This window comes from Vreelandella arcis (assembly GCF_900103865.1).
GTDB classification, from domain to species: domain Bacteria; phylum Pseudomonadota; class Gammaproteobacteria; order Pseudomonadales; family Halomonadaceae; genus Vreelandella; species Vreelandella arcis.
In genome coordinates this window covers 23,196-49,449 of sequence record NZ_FNII01000014.1, presented here as the reverse complement: position 1 = coordinate 49,449, position 26,254 = coordinate 23,196, and the positions used below count along the sequence as shown (strand labels likewise).

The following is a 26,254-nucleotide window of genomic DNA, read 5'->3' as shown; positions in this document are numbered from 1 at the left end:
AAATGGCGATAGACTGATTAGGCCTTAACTACCCCACTCGTTAGTCACCCTGACGAGTGACGACGACGCGGGTGGCACCCAGCCCACGTTGTAATACTGTCAGATAAAAGGACTATCGCCATGACCTCGGAGTGTACCCCGCGATTTTTAGCCAGTGACAACACCTCCGGCATTTGCCCGGAGGCCATGCAGTACTTGCTGGAAGCCAACCAAGCGGATGACTTGGCCTATGGCAATGACCGCTGGACTGCCCGCGCCGCCGACCGCTTTCGCGATATGTTCGATTACGATTGTGAGGTGTTTTTTGTATTTAACGGCACCGCTGCCAACTCACTGGCGCTTTCCGCGATGGGACGCAGCTACCACAGTGTGATCTGCCATGAACTGGCCCACATTGAAACGGACGAGTGTGGTGGCCCCGAGTTTTTTTCCAACGGTGCCAAACTGCTCACCTCGCCGGGGGCCAACGGCAAGCTGACGCCGGAGGGGATTGAAGCGCTGGTGACCAAACGCAGCGATATTCACTATCCCAAACCCAAGGTTGTTTCGCTGACCCAAGCCACCGAAGTGGGCACGGTCTACTCCCGAGAAGAACTGTTGGCCATCCGGGCGGTGGCGGATAAGCACGACCTGCGTTTGCATATGGACGGCGCACGCTTCGCCAACGCCTGTGCCAGTTTGGACGCCACTCCGGCCGAATTGACCTGGCAGGTGGGTGTCGATGCGCTGTGTTTCTCAGGGACTAAAAATGGCTTAGCGTTCGGCGAGGCCATTCTGTTTTTCAACCGTGAGCTAGCCGAAGACTTTGCCTACCGCTGCAAGCAGGCGGGGCAGTTGGCCTCCAAGATGCGCTTTGTCTCGGCGCCCTGGCTTGGCCTACTGGAAAGCGGTGCCTGGCTAACCAACGCCCAGCACGCCAACGCCATGGCGCGTTACCTCTCCGAGGGCCTTCAGGCACTGCCCGGCGTCTCGCTGATGTTTCCTACCCAGGCCAATAGTGTTTTCGTTGAATTGCCACCTCACGCCATCGAAGCGTTGAAAGCCAGAGACTGGACCTTCTATACCTTTATTGGCGCGGGCGGCGCGCGGTTTGTATGTGCCTGGAACACCACCGTTGAATTATTGGATCAACTGCTGGACGACATGAAAACGGTACTTGAATAGCCTGGCTTATTAGCACGTTCTTCACTGGCGCCGCCTCTTAGTAGGCGGCGCTTTGCGCCGGGCTACTAGCGCCTTGTTTAACGTAGTCGTCAGCGTGCCGAGGTTTTCAACGCAACTAATCTCCTGCCCTTATGCTCATAGCATTAACGTTCCAGCGTTGAAGTTTGAGCCATCACATTTTGCTAATACTGACTACGCTGATAGTGCGACACCTCGTTCGGCACACCTCTGTGACATTGGCTACTTGACGGTGACTGCCTGGGGATGGGCTACAGGAGAGTTAAATGAGCATCTTTGATCACGTTCAAGACCGTTTTGCCCGCGTTCAGCAAGAAGACATGAGCCTTGAAGAATATTTGGCGCTGTGTCGTCGTGACCCGAAGGTTTATGCCAGCGCTGCCGAGCGTATGCTCGAAGCGATCGGCGAGCCTAAGGTCATCGATACCGCTAAGGACTCGCGTCTCTCGCGTATTTTTTCCAACAAAGTGATTCGACGCTACCCTGCGTTTGCCGAGTTTCACGGTATGGAAGAGGCCATCGAGCAGATTGTGTCCTACTTTCGCCATGCGGCGCAGGGGCTTGAGGAACGTAAGCAGATTCTCTACTTGCTGGGGCCGGTCGGCGGGGGGAAATCGTCACTGGCTGAGCGCCTCAAGCTGTTAATGGAGCGCATTCCCTTCTATGCCATTAAAGGCTCGCCGGTCTATGAGTCACCGTTGGGATTGTTCTCACCCGAGGAAGACGGCGAGCTGCTCGAAAAAGAGTACGGCATTGCACCGCGCTACCTGAAAAGCGTGATGTCGCCCTGGGCGGCCAAACGTCTGAAAGAATACGGCGGCGACATTTCCCAGTTTCGTGTGGTGCGCTTGTACCCATCGCGGCTCAACCAGATCGCTATTTCTAAAACCGAACCGGGGGATGAGAACAATCAAGACATCTCGTCACTGGTAGGTAAAGTCGATATTCGTCAACTGGAACTTTACTCCCAGGATGATCCCGATGCCTATAGCTTCTCTGGCGGGCTGTGCCGCGCTAACCAGGGGATAATGGAGTTCGTCGAGATGTTCAAAGCACCGATCAAGGTGCTGCACCCGCTGTTAACCGCGACCCAAGAGGGTAACTACAACCCCACGGAAGGCATGGGCGCGATTCCTTTTAATGGGGTCGTTTTGGCCCACTCTAACGAGTCCGAATGGCAGGCGTTCCGCAATAATCGCAACAACGAGGCATTTTTAGACCGCGTGTATATCGTCAAAGTGCCTTACTGCCTGCGGGTAACCGAAGAAATTAAGATCTATCAGAAATTACTCGAAGACTCGTCGCTTAACGCTGCGCCTTGCGCCCCGGATACGCTACGCATGCTGGCGCAGTTTTCGGTGCTTTCGCGGCTTAAAGTACCCGAAAACTCAAGTATCTACTCCAAAATGCGCGTTTACGACGGTGAAAACCTTAAAGACACCGACCCACGGGCGAAGTCGATCCAGGAATACCGTGACGCCGCCGGAGTGGATGAAGGCATGCAGGGGTTATCTACCCGCTTTGCGTTCAAAATCCTCTCCAAGGTATTTAACTTCGACAGTACCGAAGTGGCCGCTAACCCCGTGCATTTGCTTTACGTACTCGAGCAAGCGCTTGAGCGTGAACAGCTGCCGTCGGAAGTGTTCGAGCGCTATATCGGCTTTATTAAAGAATTTTTGGCACCGCGCTACGTCGAGTTTATCGGTAAGGAAATTCAGACCGCCTACCTCGAATCGTATAGCGAGTACGGGCAAAACATTTTCGACCGCTATGTAACCTATGCCGACTTTTGGATTCAGGATCAAGAGTACCGCGACCCCGAAACCGGCGAGCTGCTGAATCGTCAGGCGCTCAACGACGAGCTGGAAAAAATCGAGAAACCTGCTGGGATTTCCAACCCGAAAGACTTCCGCCACGAGGTGGTCAACTTTGTGCTGCGGGCGCGGGCGCAAAACAACGGCATGAACCCCAGCTGGCAGTCGTATGAAAAGCTCAAAGGCGTTATCGAACACAAAATGTTCGCCAACACCGAAGAGTTGCTGCCGGTGATCTCGTTTAATGCCAAGGCGTCGAAGTCGGATCAGAAAAAGCACGAAGACTTTGTCGCGCGGATGGTGGATCGTGGCTACACCGAAAAACAAGTGCGGCTACTGTCCGAATGGTACCTGCGTGTACGTAAGTCCCAGTAGCGGCTAGCGCTTAAGCCAAGAGCTAGGGAGGTCGCATGACCTACTTTATCGATCGCAGGCCCAACGCCAAGCACAAAAGCGCGGTGAATCGGCAGCGCTTTTTAGAGCGCTACCGCAAGCATATTAAACGTTCGGTAGAGGAGGCCGTTAACCGACGCTCGATCACCGATATGGAGCGGGGAGAAAAGGTCTCGATCCCCACCAAGGACATTTCTGAACCGGTGTTTCAACACGGGCCGGGGGGCGCGCGTGAGATCGTTTCTCCCGGCAATAAAGAGTTTCTAACGGGCGATAAAATTCGCCGCCCTAGCGGTCAGGGCGGCGGCGATGGCGCGGGTGACGGCGGCGCCTCGAACCAGGGTGAGGGCACCGATGAATTCGCCTTCACCCTCAGCCGCGAGGAGTTCTTGGAGTTTGTCTTCGACGGCCTGGAGCTGCCTCATTTACAGCGCAAACCGCTTAAATCGCTACAGGAAATCAAAATGGTGCGCGCGGGCCTGGCCCGCGATGGCGTTCCGTCGCGCATTAGCATCACTCGCTCAATGCGCGAAGCCTACGCGCGGCGCATCGCCATGCGCGCTCCCATCAAACGCGCCTTAAAAGAAGCGCAGCAAGCACTGGAGGCCGAAGAGCGCAAAGACCCGGTACTGCGTAACCCCGCCCGGATTACCGAGCTGAAGGCTGAGATTGAACGTCTCAACAAGCGCATCGAAGCGGTGCCGTTTATTGATACCTACGACCTGCGCTATCACCAACTGGCCGCCCAGCCGCAGCCTTCAAGCCAAGCGGTGATGTTCTGTGTGATGGATGTCTCAGGCTCCATGACGCAAAACCACAAGGACATCGCCAAGCGCTTCTTCCTGCTGCTGTATCTGTTCTTGGAGAAGCATTACGAAAAGGTCGAACTGGTGTTTGTTCGCCACCACACAGCAGCGCGGGAAGTCGGCGAAGAAGAGTTTTTCTACTCCCGGGAAACCGGCGGCACCATCGTTTCCAGCGCACTCACGCTGGTCAACGGCATCATCGAAAAGCGCTATCCACCCGCGCAGTGGAACCTGTACGTCGCCCAGGCTTCCGACGGCGATAACTGGGACGATGACTCCAACGTGTGCCGCGATCTGCTGATCAAGCAGCTGATGCCGCAGCTTCAGTACTACGCCTATGTGGAAATCACGCCCCACGATCATCAGTCCCTATGGGAGGAATACGAGACCGTGGCCGCGCGCTTTCCCGAGCAGTTTGCCATGCGCCAGATTGTCGAGGCCGGGGATATCTACCCCGTCTTCCGTGAACTCTTTAAGCGCCGCTTGAGCCAGCAGCGCTGACCGCCCGTTGAGGAGTGCGCCATGACTGCCACCCGCCAACCCATCGCGACCGGTTCCGATTGGAACTTCCGCGTGCTGGAACAATTCGACGAGGAGCTCGCGCGTCTGGCCGATGAATACCGGCTGGATACCTACCCCAACCAGATCGAAGTGATTACCACCGAGCAGATGATGGACGCCTACGCCAGCGTGGGGATGCCGGTGGGGTATCACCACTGGTCGTTCGGCAAGCAGTTTTTAGCGGTTGAGCAGGCCTACAAGCGCGGCCAGATGGGGCTCGCCTACGAGCTGGTGATCAATTCCAATCCCTGCATTGCTTATCTGATGGAAGAGAACACCCTGATGATGCAGGTGCTGGTCATGGCCCACGCCTGTTACGGGCATAATTCCTTCTTCAAGGGCAACTACCTGTTCCGCACCTGGACCGATGCGGAATCCATCATCGACTACCTGGTGTTCGCCCGTCATTACATCGCCCGGTGTGAAGAGCGCCACGGCGTGCAGGCGGTCGAGCAACTGCTGGATGCCTGCCATGCGCTGCAGAACTATGGCGTGGATCGCTACAAGCGGCCGTCGCCGATATCCGCCGAGGAAGAAGCCAAGCGCCAGGAGGAGCGCGAAGCGTACCTGCAAACCCAGGTGAACCTGCTGTGGCGCACGATTCCCGATAGCCCGGAAGACGGCGAACAACTGCCCGGCAGTTTATCCGCACAGACGGATGACCCGCTCGGACTCCATAGCGGGGGGCGCTACCCACCGGAACCCCAGGAAAACCTGCTCTACTTTATTGAGAAGAATGCGCCCTTGCTGGCCCCTTGGCAGCGCGAAGTTGTGCGTATCGTGCGTAAACTCGCGCAATATTTTTACCCCCAGCGGCAAACCCAGGTGATGAATGAGGGCTGGGCGTGCTTTTGGCACTACACGTTAATGAACCGTCTTTACGATGATGGCCACGTGGATGAAGGGCTGATGCTGGAGTTTTTACAGTCTCATTCGGCGGTGATCCAGCAGCCTGCCTTTGATAGCCCCTACTACAATGGCATTAACCCTTATGCGCTGGGCTTTGCCATTTTTATCGACATCAAGCGCATCTGCGAGGCGCCCACCGATGAAGATCGCCAGTGGTTTCCCGATATCGCCGGCTCTTCCTGGCGAGACACACTTGAGTTCGCGATGCGCAACTTCAAAGACGAATCCTTCATTCAGCAGTTTTTGTCGCCCAAGGTGATACGCGACCACAAGTTGTTTTTGGTGGTCGATGATGATCAAGAGGAAATGCTGGAGGTAGCCGCCATCCATAACGAACAGGGCTACCGAAAGGTACGCGAAGCGTTGGCGACCCAGTATGCGCTATCGGTGCGTGAGCCCAATATCCAAGTCGTGGAAGCTGCGATTCGTGGCGATCGCTCACTCACGCTGCATCACGTCCAGGACAGCCGACGCCCGCTTGCGCGTAGTGTTTATCCGGTTATTCGGCATTTACAAAAGCTGTGGGGATTCCCCGTCCATTTGATATCGATGGAGGAGGGACGCGTGACGCGCCGCTATCGTTGGCCGGTAGAAGAAACGACTCAAGACGAAGAGTGAGCCAGGGCAGGCGTGATCACCACGCCTGCCGCCGTGATTAGATAGGTCTGGTTTTAGCCTTGTGCGACCCAGGATTGACACCAACCAGCAGGTTCTACGCTGTGCTGCGGGAACAGCTGGCAGCCATTGTTATCGGCGTTGAAGAACATGCAGTTGTCGCAGCGCTGCCCCTCTTCATAAGCTGGGTGATCGCTGGCATCCGCGGCGTTTTCCACATAGTTCAATGCTTGGGCGTTGCTCGCAGACGGATCCAGACGCGGCAGCTCTTGGGCGAAAGCGGTTTTAGACAAGATACCTGCGCCAAGCGGCAGGGCAGCAAGACTGAGCATGCTGGAACGCATAAAGGCGCGTCGGCTTTGGTTAGCCATGGTCTCTCCTCGTCGTCATTAACTGACGTATGGTCACGGTGTCGGTGGGTAGCTTGCCACCCGGATGGGTAGTCTGCCACCTCTTTAGTGACATCGCGCTCGGGTTAGTAAGCGCTTATCGACATGCTAGCGGAACTCATCGTCGAGTGCGAATATCGCGAATCGCCCAGCGACAATCCGTCACGCTAAACAAGCCACGGTCGCCTGAGTCACTACGCCCCTTGCCAGTGCCCTGGTATACTCGCTGAATTATTCAGCTGTAGCTTAACACCGACATAAAAGAGGGCGCGATGCAAAACGCAGTCATCCTAATCAATACCGAGAAAGGCCAGGTCAAGGCCGTCGCTGAGCGTTTGGCGGATGTCGATGGCATCAGCGAAGTGTACTCAACCTGCGGCCGTTATGATTTGGTCGCCATTGCGCGAACCCGCGACTTCGAAAGCTTGGCGGATCTGGTGACCGAGCGGCTTAATGCCGTCGAAGGCATCAGCGACACCGAAACCCTCAATGCCATGCAGGTTCATTCGCGCCACGATCTCGAAACCATGTTTTCGCTCGGTTGGTAATATACGTCGTTTGATGATGCGTTGCGTAACAGGCGCAGTAGTGGAGTCGTGTTAGTGAGTATATTGCGCTTGGGTTGGCGGCAAGCCAAACGAATAGGGATTCTTGTACTGTTTGTGTCGCTTGTAGCCGTGCTATGGGAGTACCAGGGGCGACAGCATCAAGACGCTTATACGTGGCAGGGCGTGCCCACCTGGGAGGCGCTTAGCCTGACCTCGTTTCATCGTGTGCTGCAAAACGATGGTTACCTGGTTGGTTGGTCTGACGTACGCGTTAATCCGCTGTGGGTCAGTTACCAGGTGGCCGCCGTAGACGACTCGCGAATTGGCTCACGGCCCGATTTTCGTCCAGATTGGCGAACGTTATGGCCGGTGGGCACCGACAGTTACTCGGGCAGTGGTTACGACCGGGGGCACTTGGCCCCCAACTACGCCATTGCCGCTGTGCACGGTCGTAGCGCGCAGCTTGATACCTTCTATATGAGCAACATGACGCCGCAGCGGCCCAATTTGAATCGCCAGCTCTGGCAGCGGCTGGAAGAAGCGGTGATGGATCACTTCGCGCCGCGCTTCGATCGCTTGCAGATCATTACCGGGCCGATTTTCCCCGAACCTTTTATGGACAATGTGTTTAATCGGGTGGGGCTTATCCAGGTGCCGGAGGCATTTTATAAAATCATCGTGGCGCCTCACGACAGTGCCCCACTGGCCCTGGCGTTTATCATGCCCCAGGACGTTCGCGGCAATGAACCGCTAGACGACTATCTGGTGAGCATCGATGCGATTGAAGCGCAAACCGGGCTGGACTTCTTTCCCGAGCTGAACGACGCCGTAGAGAGCGTTCTGGAAAGCGAGATTCGTACCGAGGGCTGGGCATTGGAAGAAGTCGCGAAAAAGCCTGGGCGTTATCAATAGCGCTTGGCAGGTAAGCCGTTGGGTTAGGAAGTTTTTAACACCCACTGGCGGAAAGCGCGCATGGGCTCGGTAAGGTGTCGGTGCTGAGGCGTGAATAGCGACAAGCGCCCTCTACTGGGAATCGCGTGGGGAAGTGCTTGCACTAAGTTTTTTTGGTCAAGCTCGGCATCTAGAAGACGCATCCATCCAAGTGTTACCCCCTGGCCCGCCAGCGTGGCATTCATGAGCAGTTGGAAACTATTGGCGCGTAACGTATGCACAGGTGGCTGCCAATCAAGCCCGAGTGCTCGGTACCATGTTTCCCAGGTTAGCCAATCATGGTAGTGATCCTCCACCACCATGAGGGTGTGGTCTGTCAGCAGTTGTGCTGGGTCGAGTACGCCATGGCGTTCCAGATAAATGGGGCTACAGACGGCTGATACCAGCTCATGCTCGAAAATAGCTTCGGCAATCAGCCCCGGTGGATCGACCTCGTTGGGAACGTGATAGTAGATGCCTAGATCAAACTCGGCTAAGTCGAGGCGATGAGGGTCTTCTACCGTCAAAATACGGATTTCGATGTGAGGATAAGCGCGCTGAAAATCGGGAAGTTGGCGGGCTAGCCAGATCGAGGCAATGGTCGGGCTAGAGGCTAGCGTCAACTGACGGTCGTCGCCGCGTCTTCTAAGGCGGGCGGTCTCATCACCCAAGTCGCGCAACAAGCGTTGTACCACTCGGAAGTATTGCTCACCGGCCGGCGTAAGACGTAACCCTTCGTAATGACGTTCGAAAAGCAGGCGTCCAAGGTCACGTTCAAGCCGCTTAATTTGACGACTAATGGCGCTTTGCGACAAATTCAGTTCACTTCCGGCTTGCGTGAAGCTGCAATATCGTGCGGCCGCCTCGAAGGCGCTCAAGCAAGATAGCGGCGGTAAGGCATCGCGCATTGGGTAAGTCTCGAACGTCTGAAAGAAATGGCTCCATAGCATAGCACGGCTAGGCGCTGTGCCTGGCCGTGCTGGTATAAGGTGGTTTAGATCGCCGTGCGAGGAATTTCCCGCTTCCAGGATTTGTCGCTCACCAAGGTGTCATCGTCGTAAGCCTGCTGCTCGGCCTTTAAGTAGAAAGTGCGCTCATCGCAATGCAGGTGGTAGCGACTGAAGACTTTAACGGCGAAGGGGGCCTTATCTCCGCTGCGGCTGGCGCGGTATACCCATTCGATATCGGCGCGCGTACAGGTGGCATCCTCAGGATGGCTGGTATAAATCTCCTTGGCGTACTGTTCAACGCGCAAGCCGTGATCGAGAAGCTGTATATCACCCATATCATCTTCAATGATCACGCTCACCTCTCCACTGCCGACGTCTTCGCTGATCGTTCGCTTGGGAAGGCCTTTACGGTGAGTCTCTACCTGGCAAGGCGTAGCGCTTTCCGGCGGCTCGAATGGCATGGGGATGTAAGCGGCCTTGGACACCGGTAGTTCGAGTGTTGGCGTGCCCGACTTGAGCGTCAGGTCTGAGCGTTTCTGAGGCGACCATATCAGTGGAAAGCTAGCGCTCGAAAGCGCGACCCGCAGCCGATGGCCTTTAGGTAGCCGATAACCGATGAGATCCAATGAAAGGCGTATATTCATTGGCTGGCCGGGAACGGGCGGGGTGATCGTCCCCGCGTCGTCGCGTAAATTGAGGTTAAGCGTCCCGTAAGTGATTAAGGCACTTTCCCCGGTTGGTGAGACATCGCACAACCGGACATGCAGTTGACCGCAGGCTTCAGCACTTTCTACCGCGAGTGATACGGCTGGCTGGCCGAGGATGTCGAGCCCTTCTGAGTAGGGCTTGGAATCAAACGTTACCGAGAGGCCATCATCGCGCCGCTGATCGGTGGGGAAATCAGCCCCAAACCAGAGCGGAATATATTCACCCTGTAGGGTGCCTGTTGTAAGCGGCGAGGCAATCAGCCGATCCTGGCTGAGGCCTGCGTCCGGTGCCAGGCCTGTGTCACCTAGCGTGAGTTTGATTGACTCAATTTCGTCCTGGGGAGCAGGCCAACCATGCGTTTGTACCCACTGGCCCGGTCGCTCCAGGTATTTAGGCGCTGGTGGCAGGCCGTCCTGAAGGTAAAATGTGCATTCAGGCTCTTCCATGATCCCGGTCTCAATACCTTTGAGCCAGTAGTCCCACCAACGAAGTGCTTCCTGCAGGAAGCCAATGGCAGGGTCAGGTATGGCGAAGTGTGGATACTTATGCATCCAGGGGCCCAAAAGCGCCTTTTTGGGACACTGAAGGTGCTCCATCATCCTCGGAATAGCGTTTATATAAGAGTCACCCCAGCCGCTTATCATATAAACAGCGGCTTCAATGTCGGCATAATTCTCGCCAATAGAGCCGTGTTTCCAATAATCATCGCGATGCTGATGAGTAAGCCAGGTATCGGCTAACAACGGCATATTGTCGAGGCGAGACTTCCACATCTCGCGCCATCTATCCCCCACCAGGGCAGGATCCGGGGCAGCGGCGGAAAAGCTTAGCATGGTGGCGGCCCAGCCAAGATTTTCCATCAGCATATTGCCGCCCTTGTAATGGATGTCATCAGCGTAACGATCATCCGTAGAACAAAGCGTGATAATTGCCTTGAGAGCAGTGGGGCGCAATGCTGCCACTTGTAGGCTATTGAAGCCGCCCCAGGAGATTCCCATCATCCCCAGGTGGCCATTACACCAGGGTTGGTGGGCGATCCAGTCAATCACTTCCAACGCATCTGCTTGCTCTTGAGGTGCGTATTCGTCCTCCATCAGCCCATCTGATTCGCCGTTGCCCCGCATGTCGACCCGCACACAGGCATAGCCATGACCTGCAAAGTAAGGGTGGGTCAGCTCATCGCGGATGGCGGTACCGTCGCGCTTACGGTAAGGGAGGTATTCCAGGATGGCGGGTACCGGTTGCGCTTCAGCATCCTCCGGTAGCCAGATGCGCGCGGCTAGATGGGTTCCGTCAGCCAACGGGATCCACATATTGTCTATTTCACGGACGCGGTGGGGAAAATCCTGCTTGGTGTTCATAGTTCACGCTTGTTACGAGTGAGTGTTGGGACGTTACGCAACTGTTCCGGGTTTTTGAGCCATATCCAAAGCGAACTGGTGGCCATTAACACGATCAACAGCGCTGGAAGCCCGCCCAGATTGGAAAGCATCTTGATGCCGTCAATGCCCACGAAACTAACCATTACCCATGCCACGATACCGACGATCACGCCCCAAATAATTTTCATGGTAATGCCAGCGTTAAGGTCTGAGTCGGCTGTGAGGCCACGGGTGCAGAGATTGCCGATGGCATCGGTTTGGGAGTCGGCCGCCGTGACATAAGAAACGTAGGCTATGAACAGCAGCAAGGGTATCCACAGGCCGGAAAACGGTAGCTGTCGGAATAGAGCGTAAAGTACATTTTCCACGCCCTGGTCATTGAGGATGGCGTAGAGGTCTATCCCAGTATGTGCTTGATAGTAAAGCGCGGCGCCAGAAAAAATCAGGATCCATGTGCTTGCGAATAGCGCGGGGTAGAGCAGGTTGACACGAAGAAACTCGCGCACGGTGTAGCCGCAGGATATTTTGCCGAGAAACAATGCCGCTACCGGCGCCCAGGCAAACCATACAGCCCAGTAAAATATGGACCACCACTGTGCCCACGGGTCGTCACCTGCACTGCCGGTAAACAGGCTTTTGGTGAAGAAGTTGTCGATGAAAATGCCAAACGATTCTACCCCGAGGCTGAGGCTAAAGATTGTGGGCCCAATGGCGAAAACGAACACGCCGAGCACAAGCAGCAGAACCGCATTGAGTGAAGAAAACCGGGCGATGCCTTTTTGCAGACCGCTGGCCGCCGAGAGAACGAACGTCGTGACGATAATGGCGACGATGATGCCGAGTCGCAGAGGGCTGGTTTCACCCCCCAGGTACTGACCGACCCCTCCCGCCAGTGTTAGTGCACCAGTGCCAAGAGAAGAGGCCATGCCGGCGACCAGCGCGTAGAGTGATATTGCATCGATAAGCCCAGAGAAGCGTTTGATTTTGGGGCCGAATAAAGGCTCCAGCATGCTGGAAATCGAGAAGCGAAGACGCAAGTTGTAGAACACCAAGGCAAAGATCAATGCGGGCACGGCATAGATGGCATAAGGCGTGAACGTCCAGTGCAGAAACATGGTCGACATCGCAAACAGCATTGCATCGCTCGAGCCAGGTTCTAAGCCGCTGGAACTTGGAGGGCCCATGTAATGGTAAAGCGGCTCAGCGGTTGTCCAGAAGAGAACGCCGACGGCCAAGGTGGTGCATAAGGTTATTGAAAACCAACGTAAAGGTGATAACAGTGGCTGAGCGTCTGAACCACCAATGCGAATATGGCCCAGCGGAGAAAAATAAACGATGACGGCCATCACCAGCAGGTACAGGCTGCCTAAGCTGAAAAGCCATGAGAAATTGTTGAGGATCGCGTCATTGAGGCTACTGGCGACGGCTAGAAAAGCGTCTAAATCAAGATAACTGGCAATAACGGCGGCCAGTAGAATCAGAAATGTTGGCCAAAAGACCAATGGTCGGAGCGATTTTGTCTGCATCCCATTCTCCCTTTGTCGTTATCGTCATGCATAAACTTCATGCCAGGACAACCTAACGCCTTTTAAGCCTCGGTATAAAACGTAGGCTGGGAATGGGGGTATGCGCTGGGCGCATGGGGTGCTTTCGAATTAACTTAATGGAGGATTTCTTAAGAATGTTCAGGCAGCAAGGCGGTGTATCCAGCATGTGCTAAACGAGAGGTAGGCTAAGTCGGGGATTATATCCAGAATCGCTTTGGGGAGTGTCAGAAAAGCAAGGAGGGATGCTGATGCGAGCCCAGTCAATGGTGCCCAGGAGAGGACTTGAACCTCCACGTCCATACGGACACTAGCACCTGAAGCTAGCGCGTCTACCAATTCCGCCACCTGGGCGCATCATTTTTCACTTGTCAGTTGTGTTCGATTGGTGCCCAGGAGAGGACTTGAACCTCCACGACCATACGGTCACTAGCACCTGAAGCTAGCGCGTCTACCAATTCCGCCACCTGGGCGAACAACAACTTGAAAACACCCATCAACTCGTAAAAAGGGGATAACACGAGTTTGATTGGTGCCCAGAAGAGGACTTGAACCTCCACGTCCATACGGACACTAGCACCTGAAGCTAGCGCGTCTACCAATTCCGCCATCTGGGCAAGTGGCGCGTATGATACCCGTGTATTGCTTAAATGCAAGCGTTAAGCGCGGGTTTTCAGCGCCAAAATACGATAATCATAGCCAAGGTGGTTGGGTGATTGAAGTCACGGCGCTATACTGCGCGTATGACCAAACAAAACATGATTATTTTCAGCCGAGCGGATGCTGAAACCCCCCGCCCGCGACGTACCCCGTCCGCGCTTTTTTTATGCCTCCCGCCAACGCAATCAAGGATGTTGATCGCATGAAGTACTGGACCTTAAGTGATGATCCGCACGCCGAGCGCGAGGCGCACAAATACGACAACCCTGCGCCTAGCCGCGAGTATTTGCTGGCTGCGCTAGAGCAGCACGGCAAACCCATTACTCACGAAAAAATGAGTAGCCTGCTGGGCCTGGAAGACGAGGATCACCATGAAGCCGTGCGCCGTCGCTTAGCGGCTATGGAGCGTGACGGTCAGGTGTTGCGCGACCGTCGTGGGGCGTATGCACTGATTAACAAGCTTGATTTGGTGAAAGGTAAAGTGCTCGGCCACCGCGACGGCTTTGGCTTTTTATTGCGTGACGACGGCAAGAAGCCCGACCTCGTGTTGCCCCCGCGCCAAATGCGTCGCGTGTTTCACGGTGACCACGTGCTGGTACGGATTAGCGGTCGTGACCGCCGTGGTCGCGATGAAGCCACCATTGCGGATGTTATCTCGCGCAACACGCAAACCATCGTCGGTGTTTACCGCAGCAATACGCCTGAATTCGGGATCCTGATTCCGGAAAATCCGCGTATTACCCAGGAAGTGATTATTCCTCATAGCGCTTGCGGTGGTGCGCAAGACGGGCAGGTGATCTCGGCCAAGATTGTCCAGCAGCCGGCTACGCGTGTTCAGCCGGTCGGGGAGGTGATAGAGGTGCTCGGCGAGCGCATGGATCCTGGTATGGAAATCGATATCGCCATTCGCAGTTATGAAATCCCCGCCGAGTTTCCGCCCGAAGTGCTGGATCAAATCAGCGAGATTTCCGCGGAAGTGCTCGAAGACGATAAACAGCACCGGGTGGATCTGCGCGACACGCCGCTGGTCACCATTGATGACGAGTCGGCCAAGGACTTTGATGATGCCGTATGTGCCTGGCAAACCAAGTCAGGCAGCTGGAAGCTGTTGGTCGCCATCGCTGACGTCTCGCATTATGTGCGCCCCGGCACGCCACTTGACGACGAAGCGCGCACGCGGGGCAACTCGGTTTATTTCCCGGGTCAGGTAGTCCCCATGCTGCCGGAGCTGCTCTCCAATGGCCTTTGTTCGTTAAACCCGCATGTCGATCGGCTGGTCATGGTCTGCGAGATGAACATCTCGAAGACCGGTGCCATCAGCCGCTACCGTTTTTACGAAGCGGTGATGAACTCGCATGCGCGGCTTACCTATAACAAGGTGGCGGCAATCCTGGACGAGGAAAGCGACGAAGGCGAAGCGCTGCGCAAGGAACACTCAGCGCTGGTCAAACCGCTTAATAACATTCACGAGCTTTACAAATTACTGCGCAAAGCCCGTGAAGAGCGCGGTGCGATTGATTTCGATACCACCGAAACGGCGATTATTTTTAATGACGAGCGCAAGATCGACAAAATTGTGCCGCGTACCCGTAACGACGCCCATAAGCTTATTGAAGAGTGCATGTTGGCGGCGAACGTCGCCACCGCGCGTTTCCTGGATAAACACGATCTGCCGGCGCTTTATCGTATCCATGAACGGCCGACACCTGAGCGGCTCGATAAGCTGCGTTTGTTCCTGAATGAATTAGGGCTGTCGGTGGGCGGCGGTGATATGCCGACCCCTCAGGACTATCAGGCGCTGCGTGAGACCATCAAGGATCGTCCCGATTTCGATATCATCCAAACGGTCATGCTGCGCTCGATGAACCAAGCGGTGTACTCGCCGCAAAACGAAGGTCACTTTGGCTTGGCTTATCAAGCCTACGCGCACTTCACATCACCGATTCGCCGCTACCCTGACCTCTTGGTCCATCGGGCGATTCGCTCGGTGATTCGTGGGCCGCGACAAACCAACACCGTGTTGCGGGTAGAAGGTGCACCGGTTGAGCCGCCGAGCAAATGGTGCCCTTACACCTTCGAGAATATGCTTGAGCTTGGTGAGCACTGCTCGATGACCGAGCGCCGTGCTGACGACGCCACCCGCGACGTGGAAAGCTGGCTCAAGTGCGAGTTCATGTCCGACAAACTGGGCGAAACTTTCGACGGCACCATTGCCTCGGTGACTCAGTTCGGTCTGTTCGTGCGTCTCGATGCGTTTTACGTGGAAGGGCTGGTTCACGTCACGTCGCTACCGTCTGACTATTACCACTACGAGGCGGAAAAGCACCGCCTGAAAGGCGAGCGTACCGGTACCACTTACCGTCTGGGTGATGGCCTAAGCGTCCAAGTGGCACGTGTGGATATGGACGACCGCAAGATCGATTTTGCCCTGGCTGACGAGAAGCCGCGTCCGCGTCGCCAGCCGCGTAAAAAGCCATCGACCGAAGGCAGCAATAACGCTAGCAGTAAGGACAAGCCCGAGCGCCGAGGCCCACGCCGCACGCGCAAAGGGCCGCGTAAGCCATCACCGAATAAAGGCTGACTATGAAATCGGCAGCGTCCAAGAAGCGCCCGCGCACGCCGGATGGGCTGGATCAGGTGTACGGTGTACACGCCTTGCAAAGCCTGCTCGAACGCGGTGAAACGCCGAAGGAAATATGGGTGCAGCAAGGTGTCGGCAGCCGCTTGGGCGAGCTTTTAACCCAGGCGCGTAGCCAGGGGGCGCAGATTCAGGAGCATCCCCGGGCACTGCTCGACCAGCTAACTCAAGGGGCCGCCCATCAAGGGGTAGTGGCTTTTTGCCCACCGTTAACGCCTGAAAGCGAAGAGTCGCTTTGGCTTAAGTTGCGGGCGTGGCCGTCGTCCACGCCTCCGTTGCTGCTCGTGCTGGATGGCGTCACCGATGTACATAATTTCGGTGCTTGTTTGCGCAGCGCCGATGCGGCTGGTGCGCATGGTGTCATCGTGGCGAAAGATAAAGCCGCGCCGTTAAATGCGACCGTGCGTAAAGTGGCCTGTGGTGCAGCCGAAGTGGTGCCTGTTTATCAAGTCACCAATCTGGCCCGGGCAATGGCTAAGCTCAAAGACGCGGGCGTGTGGATTACCGGCGCCGCCGGTGAGGCCGACACCAGCGTATACGAGATTAATATGGTCGGCCCGACGGCGCTGGTCATGGGGGCTGAGGGGAAGGGCATGCGCCGCCTGACCCGCGAAGCGTGCGATAACCTCGCAAAACTGCCCATGGCCGGGCAGGTGTCGAGTTTGAACGTATCCGTCGCGGCAGGTATCTGCTTATTTGAAGCTGTGCGTCAGCGCCAGCTTGCAAGTTAACCCGGCCCCTTCTAGAATACATGCGCCCGTTTGCCTTGCAATCGGGCGCTCGTTCTTATGAACGGTGCTATGTACGGTTGTTACAGACCGTTGTTCTGCTTGATGCTGACGCCATTGATCTGATCAGTGTGCGAACCGCATTTCAGTTAACTCCTTGCTTCTATGTCGTTTTGCCAAGTGCGCTCGCATAAGAAGCTGTCAAACCGCAAGGAGATCCCATGCGTCATTACGAAATCGTGTTTATGGTCCACCCGGATCAAAGCGAGCAAGTCCCCGCGATGGTCGAGCGCTACACCAGCCTCGTCACCGAAAGCGGCGGCACTGTGCATCGCCTGGAAGATTGGGGCCGTCGTCACCTGGCTTACCCGATCAACAAGATCCATAAAGCCCATTACGTGCTGATGAACGTTGAATGTAACGGTGAGACGCTCGACGAAATCGAGAATATCTTCCGCTTCAACGATGCCATCATCCGCAGCTTGGTAGTGCGCTGTAAAGAAGCCGTTACCGAAGCGTCGCCGATGATGAAGCCGGCAGAAGAAAAGCGTCCGCGTCGCGAAGAAAAACCGCGCGCTGAAGCAGACACCGAAACTGCCTGAATTTATTCACTGCACGTAATTTAAGGAGCTTATTCCATGGCACGTTTTTTCCGTCGCCGTAAGTTTTGCCGCTTCACAGCCGAAGGCGTCAAGCAGATCGACTACAAAGATCTCGACACGCTGAAGGCTTACATCACCGAAACCGGTAAGATTGTCCCGAGCCGTATTACCGGCACAAGAGCTCGCTACCAGCGTCAGCTGGCAACGGCTATTAAGCGTTCGCGCTACTTGGCGCTGCTGCCCTACTCCGACAGCCACCAGTAAGCGCTTAACGTGATGCTAGCACTGGCGCGATGGCTAATGCGTGGCACGCCCTACGCCGCAGGCGGGGCAGCGCTCGCAAGCTTCGTGCCCTGGCTATTTTGGCTAGGTGCCGCTATCAGTGCATTGGTAACGCTCCGTCGCGGGTTCGCGTCAGCGTTACCGGTGACCATAGCGGCGGCACTGCCAGCGGGTATGTGGTGGGTGCAGGGCGATGTGATTCCGCTTGCCAGTATATTGCTGGTGACGCTGATGGCCGTTGTTCTGCGCGAGCGAATGCGCTGGGGTGAAGCGCTCATACTGGGCTCAATCGCCGCTGCTGTGATGGTGCAAATCGGCATTTTTAGCCCGCCGGCGGGTACCGAGCAAATGCTCGAACAGCTACGACAAAGCTCGCAAGAAATCGACCAGATGCTCAATGAGTTCGCCAACCAAGGCTACGATACCCAGCGCTTAGCCGGGCTCGTCGTTGGTGGTGTAACCGGGTTTGTGGTGTTGCTTGCCGCGGTTGCCTGCTTGGCGCTCGCACGGAGCTGGCAAGCCGGGCTTTATAACCCCGGGGGCTTTCGTGCAGAGTTTCATGGCCTGCGTTTAACACCGAAAGAACTCATTTTGCTGGTTGTCTTGAGTGTTATCAGCATGGTGTTGGGTATTTCGGCGTTGGCGATGCTGGCATGGATCCCGCTGCTAGTGGCTGGCATTGCATTAGTGCATGGTATTGTTGGAATAAAGGGGATGAACGGGCTGTGGCTGGTGGCTTTTTATGTGCTGCTAATCACGACCTGGCCCACGATTCTCATTGTGCTGCTGTTGGGGCTGATTGATACATTCGCGAACATTCGCGCACGCCTTGCCCGCAGCAATTGACTAGAGGTTTACGAGATGGAAGTCATTCTGCTCGACAAGATTGGTAAGCTGGGCGGCCTAGGTGACAAGGTCACCGTCAAGCCTGGTTATGGTCGTAACTACCTAGTGCCTTACGGCTTAGCGGTACCGGCGACTAAAGATAACGTTGCAGCTTTTGAAGCGCAGCGTGCTGAGCTCGAAGCCCAAGCGGCAGAGCGCAAAGCAGAAGCCCAAGCGCGCGCTGAGCAGCTCAACGACATCGAACTGTCGTTGGTCTCCAAAGCAGGCGATGAAGGCAAGCTGTTTGGTTCCATTGGTCCCCGCGATTTGGCAGACGCCATTTCGTCTGCAGGCTTCGACATCGCCAAGAGCGAAGTTCGTATGCCTCTCGGGCCGATTCGCCAGACAGGCGAGTACGACATCTCACTTCACTTGCACGCTGAAGTGGACGCCGTTGTACGCGTGGTGGTCGTCGCAGAGTAATCGCTGCGCGTTCATCAACGTCTTAAAGGGCGCGGGCAACCCCCGCGCCCTTTATTATTGTTAGCCTGTTGGTCAAGGCGACGCTTTGGGTAGTGATGAGCGGCGTTCGCCGCTAAGATTAGGCGCCTATCGGCCATTAGCCTTTACCCCCGCTGATTAGAGGCGTTAACAAGAGGAACTTGCTATGCAGGACCAGCCACCCGCTGATCAGGAAACGGCAGCGCTCAAGCTGCCGCCCCACTCGCTAGAAGCGGAGCAGTCGGTGCTGGGTGGGCTAATGCTGGATAACCAGGCCTGGGATCATATTTCCGACCGCTTAGTCGCCGATGATTTTTATCGCTATGAACACCGCCTGGTGTTCAACGTGATGATCCATCTGGCCGAGTCGGGACAGCCAATGGATGTGGTGACCCTCTCTGAAGCGCTGGAAGACCGCGACCAACTGGACACGGTGGGCGGGCTGGCCTTTCTGGCGGAGCTGGCGAGGAACACCCCCTCAGCGAGCAATATTCGGGCCTACGCCGATATCGTGCGCGAGCGCGCGACACTGAGAAAGCTGATCCGCGCTGCTAACCAGATCGCCGAAGGCGCGTTTGCTCCCCAGGGGCGGCCCGCCGATGAATTGCTCAACGAAGCCGAGCGCCTGGTATTCCAAATTGCCGAGGAGCGCCCCAAAACCGGCGGCCCCATTGGCATGAGCGACCTGTTGACCAAGGCGGTCGACCGTATCGACGAGCTGTTCAATCTCAAAGGGGAAATGACCGGTTTGTCATCGGGCTTTCGTGACCTCGATGGCATGACCTCGGGGCTTCAGCCGTCTGACCTGGTGATTATTGCCGGGCGTCCGTCAATGGGCAAGTGTTTGATGAGTGGGTCGCGACTGGTAGACCCTGACACTGGCGCGCTGGTCACGATTGATGAACTAGTGGCTCGTCAACAAGCACCGCTTCTAACACTAACCGATGATTTCAAACTGAAGCAATCATGTGCATCGGCGTTTGTCGATGACGGTAAAAAGCCCGTTTTTCGTGTGCGTACCGTGACAGGGAGAGAAGTTGCCACAACGCTGACGCACCCGTTTTTAACCGGAGATGGCTGGCAGCCGCTGGAAAAGATAGCCGTTGGCGAGCGCATTGCTGTGCCTCGTGAGATACCGGTGTTTGGTCATGACGCCATGCCTGAGCACCAAGTGAAAACCTTGGCTTTTATGTTGGCTGATGGCGGCACAACACAAACCTGCCCCATGTTCACCAATAACAGCCCGGAATTGCGTGCTGATTTTACCCAAGCGGTGAGTCATTTCCCTGGCGTAACGTGTCGCTTGGTTGAAAGTGCCGAAAAAGGGGCTGACCGGGCACCTGTCTTGCGGGTGAGTAGGGATGCAGCCCGCTTTCACCCTTTGAGGGAGCAGTTTTCACAAACACTGCGTGAGAAACTTCAGGCCAAGAACATAACCGGGGAAGCGCTTGCCTCGTTGCTAAATGTGAGTAAAGCAGCGGTGAGTGCCTGGTGTAACGGAAACGCTGTTCCCGTTCAGACAACGTACATGCGTCTTTGCGAGACGTTGAACATGCCTTTGATGGGTGACAACCTTGCATCTGACTATAGCGCTGTTGCAAAAAATGCGCCGAACCCTGTCAGGCAGTTTCTTGAAGCGCACGGTGTATGGGCAAAAAAGGCACTGCACAAGCGGATGCCAGACGGCATATTTCGTTTACCTAAACAGCAGTTAGCCCTATTTCTAAACCGCCTCTTTGCCTGCGATGGCAGCGCCTTTGTACAGGCAAATGGCCAAGGCCGTATCAGCTATGCCTCCTCAAGCCGTGAACTGATCCGCGATGTACAGCACTTGCTACTGCGTTTTGGTATTTTGAGCAAAATTCGTGAGAAGCAGAATCACTATGCCAATCTGCGCCAATCACCCTGGGAGCTTGAGATAATCGACCAGGCAAGCCAAAAACGCTTTATCCAAGACGTTGGTATCTTTAGTAAAGAGCAGGCCTTAGAAGCGCTTGGCGACTGTCTTAACACTAAGCGCACGCACAGTAACCGCGATAGCTTGCCAAAATCGGTCAATCGCTATGTGCTTGCTAAAAAAGGAGAACGTTCTTGGAGCGAGCTGTTCGCGCAATCGGATGAACCCTTGCCGGTTGGTTATAACTCGCATTTGTCAGGCCGAAGTGAGCGTTTCCTATCGCGCCAACGAGCTGCCGAGTATGCCCGCCTGTTAGAGGGGGATGTATACCTCGAAAATTTAGCTTCATCCGATGTTTATTGGGATGAGGTTGTCGCCATCGAGCCGCTCGGTATGCAGCAGGTTTATGACTTGACGGTAGATGACACTCACAACTTCGTCGCGGAAGATATTTGTGTTCATAACACCACCTTCGCCATGAATCTGGTGGAGCACGCGGTAATTGCGAGTGACAAACCGGTGATGGTATTTTCCATGGAGATGCCCGCCGAATCGTTGATGCTGCGGATGCTGTCCTCCCTAGGGCGTATCGACCAGACTCGGGTGCGTACCGGTCAGTTGGAAGATGAAGATTGGCCGCGCCTGACCTCAGCGGTGAATCTGTTAAAAGATAAGCAGCTGTTTATTGACGATACCGCGGCGCTATCGCCCAATGAAATGCGCTCGCGTATTCGCCGCGTGGTGCGTGAGCACGGCAACATGGCGTTGATTATGATCGACTATCTGCAGCTGATGCAGATTACCGGCTTTTCCGAAAACCGTACCGGTGAGATCTCTGAAATTTCCCGTTCATTGAAAGGTTTGGCGAAAGAATTCAACTGCCCCGTGGTGGCACTGTCGCAGCTTAACCGCTCGCTTGAGCAGCGTCCCAATAAGCGTCCGGTCATGTCGGATCTACGTGAATCGGGCGCGATTGAACAGGATGCAGACGTTATCGCCTTCGTTTATCGCGATGAAGTCTATAATCCGGATAACCCTGATAATCAGGGCATTGCCGAGCTGATTATTGGTAAGCAGCGTAACGGCCCCATTGGCACCGTGCATATGGCCTTTATCGGCCGGTATACACGCTTTGAAGATCTGGCGCCGGATAGTTACGGTGAAGCCTTTGGCGACTAACTTGAGCCTATGGGTTAAGTTCGTATAATGCTCAGCGCATTAGCAAATAGAAGGGGAGCACAACATGGCAGGTGGTTTTCGGCGCGGCAATCGTCAGCGTCTACCCAAGTTAGAAGCGCGTGGCGAATTGCAATCGCTTGAGCGTGAAGGGCCGTTTAAAGAGTGGCTGGGCATGCCGGATCTGTACCGGTATTACATAGAGGTCGATGGCGAAAAATACAGCTATCAAACCGAAGACTCTGAGGTGCCGGTCAAGGTAGGCGATAAGGTGGTGTTTCGTTACAAGCAGACCAAAGCGGGTAACTGGATTGACCGTAATTCGTTAGGCAAAGCGATCGACCCCTCCGAATACCAATAGCCAGCTGTTTGCCGGGCAGGCGTCTCTTTGCGAGCTGTTCACGTGCTCTCTATCAGGCGCTCGCCTTAAGCGCTTGCCTATGGAACTCTCCTAGCGTGTTATCGTCATAATCACGACATCCTAGTGCAACAAAAATGCCATTACTTTTGGGCATGCTGTGTTGCTGACTACCTAATAATCTAGGAGAGAACCATGGAAATGAAGGCGCTCAAGGCGTTCGTTGCCAGCCACGATAATTTTGAAATACGCGTTATCAGCCATGCGGGCAGCCGTTATTATCAAGTCGAGCTAGAAGACGTCGAAGGCGAACGGCATATGTTGACCCAGCGGGGGAAGCCGATGATGTATCGCGCTTTAGACGACATCTATTTAGAGCTCAAGCGTGCCGGTATTCACCGTGCGTATCTGGTTCAGCATGTGGCACACGATGAAATGATCGGCCGTGAGGCGCATTACAGTGCCCCATTAAGCTCACGCATGCCGCTGGTTTTTTGAGCATTATGACGGTTTGCTAGCACGCTTTTCCCACCATTGACCCAGCCGCACGCGGCGACGGGCGAACCACCGATAGCCCATATTAAGCCCCCACCTTAATCCCGGCAGGCACGATAGCCACACAAGCCGCCGGTATCCTAGAACGGCATACAAAGCGCGACTCGCTTCCATGCCGACATACCAATTTCCTTGACTATCTTTTACGTGAAGTAGCCCCATCATGGTGTCGAACTCGTGACCCTCGTGGGTGGCGTTGAATTCCGCACTCTGAATATCCACTAGTTTGACGCGGTTCTGGTAGTGATGGCGGGAAAGCCACTCAACCTCCACGCGGCAAAAAGGGCAGTGGCCGTCGTGGAAAAGCGTGACAGGCGCGCTGGCGTTAAGCGGGGTAAAACGACTCATGGAGTGGCCTCCGTTGCGTAGCCAGATGTATGGCAGGCTTGGCCGTAGCCCGGTGAGGTTTCAAGCTGGGCAAGGAACTGCTCTGCTTGTTGGTGAATTGCCGCGCGCTTGTCTGGCTTCATGCGCGAAAGCGATCCATAGATCAATTTCATCCGCGGATTTTGGCTCAGCTTGTCACGGTGGCGTTCTAAAAAATGCCAATACAAGCTGTTAAAAGGACAGGCCTTTTCACCCGTCACTTGGTTGGGGGAGTAGCGACAGTGTTGGCAGTGATCCGACATTTTGTTGATATATTTGCCTGACGCGCAGTAGGGCTTCGAGCCCATTAAGCCGCCGTCAGCGTGAAGCACCATGCCCAGGGTATTGGGCAACTCGACCCATTCGCAGGCATCGACATACACCGCCAAATACCAATCGCACAGCGCCTCGGGCTTAACCCCGCACAGCAGCGCAAAGTTGCCGGTCACCATCAGCCGTTGAATGTGATGGGCGTAACTGTTCTCCATGGTCATTTCAACGGCGCGCCGCAGGCAGTGCATGTCGGTATTGGCGTCCCAGTAAAACGCCGGGAGGTCGCGCTCAAAGCCCAGGTGATTGCCGCGTTTATAGGCGGGCATTTGCGTCCAATACAGCCCACGTACGTATTCCCGCCAACCCAATATTTGGCGAATAAACCCCTCCACTGCATTGATCGGCGCTTTGCCCTGAACGTAGCGCTCTTCTGCCGCTTGGCAGACTTCCTGAGGCGTTAGCAGGCCGATGTTGAGCGCCGCCGATAGGCGTGAGTGAAACAAAAACGCGGAGCTCTCACTGATGGCATCTTGATAGCGACCAAAATCGGCTAAGCAGTGCTCCAGAAAATGGCGTAAATCCCCCAACGCTTGGCGACGCGTCACCGGCCAATTAAACGTCGCTAGATCGCCCATATGGTCGGGAAAGTGGCGCGTTGCCGCATCGAAGGCGGCACGCGTCAGCGCGTCGGGTTCGTGGAGGGGTGGGGTGGGAAACAACAGATCGCGCTGGATCGGCTCGCGGTTATCGTGATCAAAATTCCATTGCCCGCCCACCGGTTCACCGTTCTCCATCAACAGCCCCGTGCGTTTGCGCTGTTCACGGTAGAAGTATTCTAAGCGCAGCTGCTTGCGACTTTGTGCCCACAGGCTGAAGTCGTCGGGAGTGGTAAAAAAGCGGTCATCTTCGAGTAAATGCCAGGGCAGATCGGCGGTTTGGCGATCTTGCATGGCGCTATAAAGCCGCCATTCGCCAGGGCGCGCCACGCGTATTCCATCGCAGCCGTAAAGCGTGGCTAGGCGCTCCGCCTCCTCGATCAGTGTCTGACAGTTGTCGGTATCGTCTAACTCGCTGTAGTGAACCTGAAAGCCTGTCTCGCGCAGCTGTTGAGCAAAGTGGCGCATGGCCGCAAAAAACAGACCAATTTTATGGATATGATGGGGCACGTAATGGGCTTCTTGCGTCACTTCGCAAAGAGCCACCACGGCGTTGTCAGGCGCATCGCGAAGGGTGGCCAGCGATAATGACAGCTGGTCGCCTAATATAAGCAGCAAGGGCTTAGACATGAGTTGTCCCAAATATGTACAAATAATGTTGATAGTATAACTTTATATCACCGCTTTGCCGAAAAGTGATACGATTTAGTTTCTATTAGGCGTCGTTAGCAGGAGTGAATGTCATGACCGAGCAAGTAGCAAAGGATCAGCCGGGCGAAGGTCGTCTTGCGCATGCCCCCAGTGACCATCCCCCTGTGCCCCGCGCGAAAGTCGGTGTGGTACTAGCGAATTTAGGCACCCCCGATGCCACCGACTATTGGTCGATGCGTCGTTACTTAAGCGAGTTTTTGTCCGATAAACGGGTGGTGGATTACGCCGGTTGGAAGTGGCAGCCGCTGCTGCAACTGATCATCTTGACCAAGCGCCCATTCTCATCGGGTAAAGCCTACAAAAGCATTTGGAACAACGAGCAAAACGAAAGCCCGCTATTAACTACCACTCGGGCGCAGACGCAGAAAATGACCGAGCGCTTAAAAGCACTCTACGGTGACGATGTCGAAGTTGATTTCTGTATGCGCTACGGCAACCCCTCGACGGAAAGCGTGCTAACGCGGTTGAAAGATAAGGGCTGCGAAAAAATCGTGTTCTTCCCGCTTTACCCACAGTACGGGTCGCCCACCACGGCTACCGCTAACGACCAGGCATTTCGCACGTTGATGAAGATGAAATGGCAGCCGTCAATCCGTACCGTGCCGGCTTATTTTGATCACCCCGCGTATACCGACGCATTGGCCAACTCAGTGCGTGAAGCCTACGAAGGATTTACATCGCGGCCGACCAAGCTAGTGGCGAGTTACCATGGTGTACCCGAGCGTTATTTGCTCGAAGGCGACCCCTACCACTGCCAGTGTCAGAAAACCACGCGTCTTCTGCGGGAGAAGCTGGGCTTCAGTAAAGAAGAAGTCGATACTGCTTTCCAGTCACAGTTTGGGCCCGAAAAATGGGTGGGGCCGCAAACCGTTAACCACGTGGCGGAACTAGCCAAGCAGGGGCATAAGCACATCGCCATCCTGTCGCCCGCGTTCTCCTCGGACTGTGTGGAAACGCTGGAAGAAATCAAAGAAGAGATCCATGACAGCTTCATGGAGGCCGGCGGTGAAACCTTTAGTTATATACCCTGCTTGAACGACCGAGATGATCACATCGAGGCGCTTCTCGCCGTGGTTAATAACGAACTGTCAGGATGGTTGCCGCGACATTAGGGCCTAAGCTTACTTTAAGGGTTTTATGTAATTTTTCACTTATCTTCTACGTACCAGCCACCTGCGGGTGGCTTTTTTGTGCCTGTCTAGTGATGCCCACCGATGGGCACAACCTATGCCGAGTAAATTAAAAAACCGTTACAAATTGTTTGTCATGTACAATTCTTGTACTATACAGGGTAG

The 26,254-nt window shown here is 55.2% G+C and carries 22 protein-coding genes and 3 tRNA genes; 16 read left to right on the top strand and 9 right to left on the bottom strand.

Features of this window, described 5'->3' with window-relative positions; genetic code table 11:
* Positions 1-120: 120 nt before the first annotated feature.
* The 4 genes from BLR97_RS15560 (at position 121) to BLR97_RS15545 (ending at position 6,283) form a co-directional block, all read left to right on the top strand.
* A complete protein-coding gene (locus BLR97_RS15560) occupies positions 121-1,164 on the top strand; it encodes a threonine aldolase family protein (protein WP_089707439.1) in 1,044 nt (347 codons plus the stop codon).
* A gap of 284 nt (positions 1,165-1,448) precedes the next feature.
* Complete coding sequence (locus tag BLR97_RS15555; RefSeq protein ID WP_089707438.1) at positions 1,449-3,371, top strand: PrkA family serine protein kinase; 1,923 nt, start codon at positions 1,449-1,451, stop codon at positions 3,369-3,371.
* 35 nt (positions 3,372-3,406) lie between these two features.
* Complete coding sequence (locus tag BLR97_RS15550) at positions 3,407-4,696, top strand: YeaH/YhbH family protein (RefSeq protein ID WP_089707437.1); 1,290 nt, start codon at positions 3,407-3,409, stop codon at positions 4,694-4,696.
* Positions 4,697-4,717: 21 nt separating this feature from the next.
* Complete coding sequence (locus BLR97_RS15545) at positions 4,718-6,283, top strand: SpoVR family protein (RefSeq protein ID WP_089707436.1); 1,566 nt, start codon at positions 4,718-4,720, stop codon at positions 6,281-6,283.
* Positions 6,284-6,336: 53 nt separating this feature from the next.
* Here the strand turns inward: BLR97_RS15545 and BLR97_RS15540 are convergent, their stop codons facing one another.
* Positions 6,337-6,651, bottom strand: a complete 315-nt coding sequence (locus tag BLR97_RS15540; protein WP_089707435.1) for a high-potential iron-sulfur protein — start codon at positions 6,649-6,651, stop codon at positions 6,337-6,339.
* A gap of 290 nt (positions 6,652-6,941) precedes the next feature.
* On the opposite strand from BLR97_RS15540, the gene BLR97_RS15535 reads away from it, so the two are divergent.
* Together BLR97_RS15535 and BLR97_RS15530 are read left to right on the top strand one after the other, a co-directional pair.
* Complete coding sequence (locus tag BLR97_RS15535; protein WP_027338179.1) at positions 6,942-7,217, top strand: Lrp/AsnC family transcriptional regulator; 276 nt, start codon at positions 6,942-6,944, stop codon at positions 7,215-7,217.
* Between the two features lie 69 nt (positions 7,218-7,286).
* Complete coding sequence (locus tag BLR97_RS15530; protein WP_089707477.1) at positions 7,287-8,129, top strand: DNA/RNA non-specific endonuclease; 843 nt, start codon at positions 7,287-7,289, stop codon at positions 8,127-8,129.
* A gap of 23 nt (positions 8,130-8,152) precedes the next feature.
* Here the strand turns inward: BLR97_RS15530 and BLR97_RS15525 are convergent, their stop codons facing one another.
* The 6 genes from BLR97_RS15525 to BLR97_RS15500 form a co-directional block, all read right to left on the bottom strand.
* Complete coding sequence (locus BLR97_RS15525) at positions 8,153-9,055, bottom strand: LysR substrate-binding domain-containing protein (protein ID WP_089707434.1); 903 nt, start codon at positions 9,053-9,055, stop codon at positions 8,153-8,155.
* An 86-nt stretch (positions 9,056-9,141) separates the two neighbouring features.
* Positions 9,142-11,166, bottom strand: coding sequence for a CocE/NonD family hydrolase (locus tag BLR97_RS15520; protein ID WP_089707433.1), 2,025 nt, complete (start codon positions 11,164-11,166; stop codon positions 9,142-9,144).
* The gene (locus tag BLR97_RS15515) at positions 11,163-12,713 is read right to left on the bottom strand and encodes a BCCT family transporter (protein ID WP_089707432.1); all 1,551 of its coding nucleotides are present in this window, start codon (positions 12,711-12,713) and stop codon (positions 11,163-11,165) included. The genes BLR97_RS15520 and BLR97_RS15515 overlap by 4 nt, the downstream gene beginning before the upstream one ends.
* 285 nt (positions 12,714-12,998) lie before the next feature.
* Positions 12,999-13,085, bottom strand: a tRNA-Leu gene (locus tag BLR97_RS15510).
* A gap of 32 nt (positions 13,086-13,117) precedes the next feature.
* A tRNA-Leu gene (locus BLR97_RS15505) sits at positions 13,118-13,204 on the bottom strand.
* Positions 13,205-13,261: 57 nt separating this feature from the next.
* A tRNA-Leu gene (locus BLR97_RS15500) sits at positions 13,262-13,348 on the bottom strand.
* 245 nt (positions 13,349-13,593) lie between these two features.
* Between BLR97_RS15500 and rnr the strand changes: the two genes are divergently transcribed.
* The 9 genes from rnr (at position 13,594) to BLR97_RS15455 (ending at position 22,896) form a co-directional block, all read left to right on the top strand.
* A complete protein-coding gene (gene rnr, locus BLR97_RS15495) occupies positions 13,594-15,972 on the top strand; it encodes a ribonuclease R (protein WP_089707431.1) in 2,379 nt (792 codons plus the stop codon).
* A 2-nt stretch (positions 15,973-15,974) separates the two neighbouring features.
* A complete protein-coding gene (gene rlmB, locus BLR97_RS15490; protein ID WP_089707430.1) occupies positions 15,975-16,760 on the top strand; it encodes a 23S rRNA (guanosine(2251)-2'-O)-methyltransferase RlmB in 786 nt (261 codons plus the stop codon).
* 218 nt (positions 16,761-16,978) lie between these two features.
* Positions 16,979-17,359: a 30S ribosomal protein S6 gene (gene rpsF, locus BLR97_RS15485; RefSeq protein ID WP_089707429.1), complete on the top strand. Its 381-nt coding sequence runs from the start codon at positions 16,979-16,981 to the stop codon at positions 17,357-17,359.
* Between the two features lie 36 nt (positions 17,360-17,395).
* Entirely contained in the window at positions 17,396-17,623 is a 228-nt protein-coding gene (gene rpsR, locus BLR97_RS15480) for a 30S ribosomal protein S18 (protein ID WP_089707428.1), read from the top strand.
* A gap of 12 nt (positions 17,624-17,635) precedes the next feature.
* The gene (locus tag BLR97_RS15475) at positions 17,636-18,487 is read left to right on the top strand and encodes a hypothetical protein (RefSeq protein WP_089707427.1); all 852 of its coding nucleotides are present in this window, start codon (positions 17,636-17,638) and stop codon (positions 18,485-18,487) included.
* A gap of 15 nt (positions 18,488-18,502) precedes the next feature.
* On the top strand, positions 18,503-18,949 hold the full coding sequence (rplI, locus tag BLR97_RS15470) for a 50S ribosomal protein L9 (RefSeq protein ID WP_089707426.1): 447 nt from the start codon (positions 18,503-18,505) through the stop codon (positions 18,947-18,949).
* A 184-nt stretch (positions 18,950-19,133) separates the two neighbouring features.
* Entirely contained in the window at positions 19,134-22,043 is a 2,910-nt protein-coding gene (gene dnaB / locus BLR97_RS15465; RefSeq protein ID WP_089707425.1) for a replicative DNA helicase, read from the top strand.
* Positions 22,044-22,107: 64 nt separating this feature from the next.
* Positions 22,108-22,401 carry a hypothetical protein gene (locus BLR97_RS15460; RefSeq protein ID WP_089707424.1) on the top strand — a complete coding sequence of 98 codons (294 nt, stop codon included), beginning with the start codon at positions 22,108-22,110 and terminating at the stop codon, positions 22,399-22,401.
* 192 nt (positions 22,402-22,593) lie between these two features.
* Positions 22,594-22,896 carry a DUF6482 family protein gene (locus tag BLR97_RS15455; RefSeq protein WP_089707423.1) on the top strand — a complete coding sequence of 101 codons (303 nt, stop codon included), beginning with the start codon at positions 22,594-22,596 and terminating at the stop codon, positions 22,894-22,896.
* Positions 22,897-22,899: 3 nt separating this feature from the next.
* Here BLR97_RS15455 and BLR97_RS15450 read toward each other — a convergent pair whose 3' ends face one another.
* Both BLR97_RS15450 and BLR97_RS15445 read right to left on the bottom strand, forming a co-directional pair.
* The gene (locus BLR97_RS15450; RefSeq protein ID WP_089707422.1) at positions 22,900-23,301 is read right to left on the bottom strand and encodes a thiol-disulfide oxidoreductase DCC family protein; all 402 of its coding nucleotides are present in this window, start codon (positions 23,299-23,301) and stop codon (positions 22,900-22,902) included.
* Positions 23,298-24,878: a cryptochrome/photolyase family protein gene (locus BLR97_RS15445; protein WP_089707421.1), complete on the bottom strand. Its 1,581-nt coding sequence runs from the start codon at positions 24,876-24,878 to the stop codon at positions 23,298-23,300. The genes BLR97_RS15450 and BLR97_RS15445 overlap by 4 nt, the downstream gene beginning before the upstream one ends.
* 113 nt (positions 24,879-24,991) lie before the next feature.
* Between BLR97_RS15445 and hemH the strand changes: the two genes are divergently transcribed.
* Positions 24,992-26,071, top strand: a complete 1,080-nt coding sequence (gene hemH, locus BLR97_RS15440) for a ferrochelatase (protein WP_089707420.1) — start codon at positions 24,992-24,994, stop codon at positions 26,069-26,071.
* Positions 26,072-26,254 lie beyond the last annotated feature (183 nt).

Coding starts and splice junctions, on each gene's coding strand:
- BLR97_RS15560 (WP_089707439.1), top strand. CDS start 121: ATGACCTCGGAGTGTACCCCGCGATTTTTAGCCAGTGACAACACCTCC.
- BLR97_RS15555 (WP_089707438.1), top strand. CDS start 1,449: ATGAGCATCTTTGATCACGTTCAAGACCGTTTTGCCCGCGTTCAGCAA.
- BLR97_RS15550 (WP_089707437.1), top strand. CDS start 3,407: ATGACCTACTTTATCGATCGCAGGCCCAACGCCAAGCACAAAAGCGCG.
- BLR97_RS15545 (WP_089707436.1), top strand. CDS start 4,718: ATGACTGCCACCCGCCAACCCATCGCGACCGGTTCCGATTGGAACTTC.
- BLR97_RS15540 (WP_089707435.1), bottom strand. CDS start 6,651: ATGGCTAACCAAAGCCGACGCGCCTTTATGCGTTCCAGCATGCTCAGT.
- BLR97_RS15535 (WP_027338179.1), top strand. CDS start 6,942: ATGCAAAACGCAGTCATCCTAATCAATACCGAGAAAGGCCAGGTCAAG.
- BLR97_RS15525 (WP_089707434.1), bottom strand. CDS start 9,055: ATGCGCGATGCCTTACCGCCGCTATCTTGCTTGAGCGCCTTCGAGGCG.
- BLR97_RS15520 (WP_089707433.1), bottom strand. CDS start 11,166: ATGAACACCAAGCAGGATTTTCCCCACCGCGTCCGTGAAATAGACAAT.
- BLR97_RS15515 (WP_089707432.1), bottom strand. CDS start 12,713: ATGCAGACAAAATCGCTCCGACCATTGGTCTTTTGGCCAACATTTCTG.
- rnr (WP_089707431.1), top strand. CDS start 13,594: ATGAAGTACTGGACCTTAAGTGATGATCCGCACGCCGAGCGCGAGGCG.
- rlmB (WP_089707430.1), top strand. CDS start 15,975: ATGAAATCGGCAGCGTCCAAGAAGCGCCCGCGCACGCCGGATGGGCTG.
- rpsF (WP_089707429.1), top strand. CDS start 16,979: ATGCGTCATTACGAAATCGTGTTTATGGTCCACCCGGATCAAAGCGAG.
- rpsR (WP_089707428.1), top strand. CDS start 17,396: ATGGCACGTTTTTTCCGTCGCCGTAAGTTTTGCCGCTTCACAGCCGAA.
- BLR97_RS15475 (WP_089707427.1), top strand. CDS start 17,636: ATGCTAGCACTGGCGCGATGGCTAATGCGTGGCACGCCCTACGCCGCA.
- rplI (WP_089707426.1), top strand. CDS start 18,503: ATGGAAGTCATTCTGCTCGACAAGATTGGTAAGCTGGGCGGCCTAGGT.
- dnaB (WP_089707425.1), top strand. CDS start 19,134: ATGCAGGACCAGCCACCCGCTGATCAGGAAACGGCAGCGCTCAAGCTG.
- BLR97_RS15460 (WP_089707424.1), top strand. CDS start 22,108: ATGGCAGGTGGTTTTCGGCGCGGCAATCGTCAGCGTCTACCCAAGTTA.
- BLR97_RS15455 (WP_089707423.1), top strand. CDS start 22,594: ATGGAAATGAAGGCGCTCAAGGCGTTCGTTGCCAGCCACGATAATTTT.
- BLR97_RS15450 (WP_089707422.1), bottom strand. CDS start 23,301: ATGAGTCGTTTTACCCCGCTTAACGCCAGCGCGCCTGTCACGCTTTTC.
- BLR97_RS15445 (WP_089707421.1), bottom strand. CDS start 24,878: ATGTCTAAGCCCTTGCTGCTTATATTAGGCGACCAGCTGTCATTATCG.
- hemH (WP_089707420.1), top strand. CDS start 24,992: ATGACCGAGCAAGTAGCAAAGGATCAGCCGGGCGAAGGTCGTCTTGCG.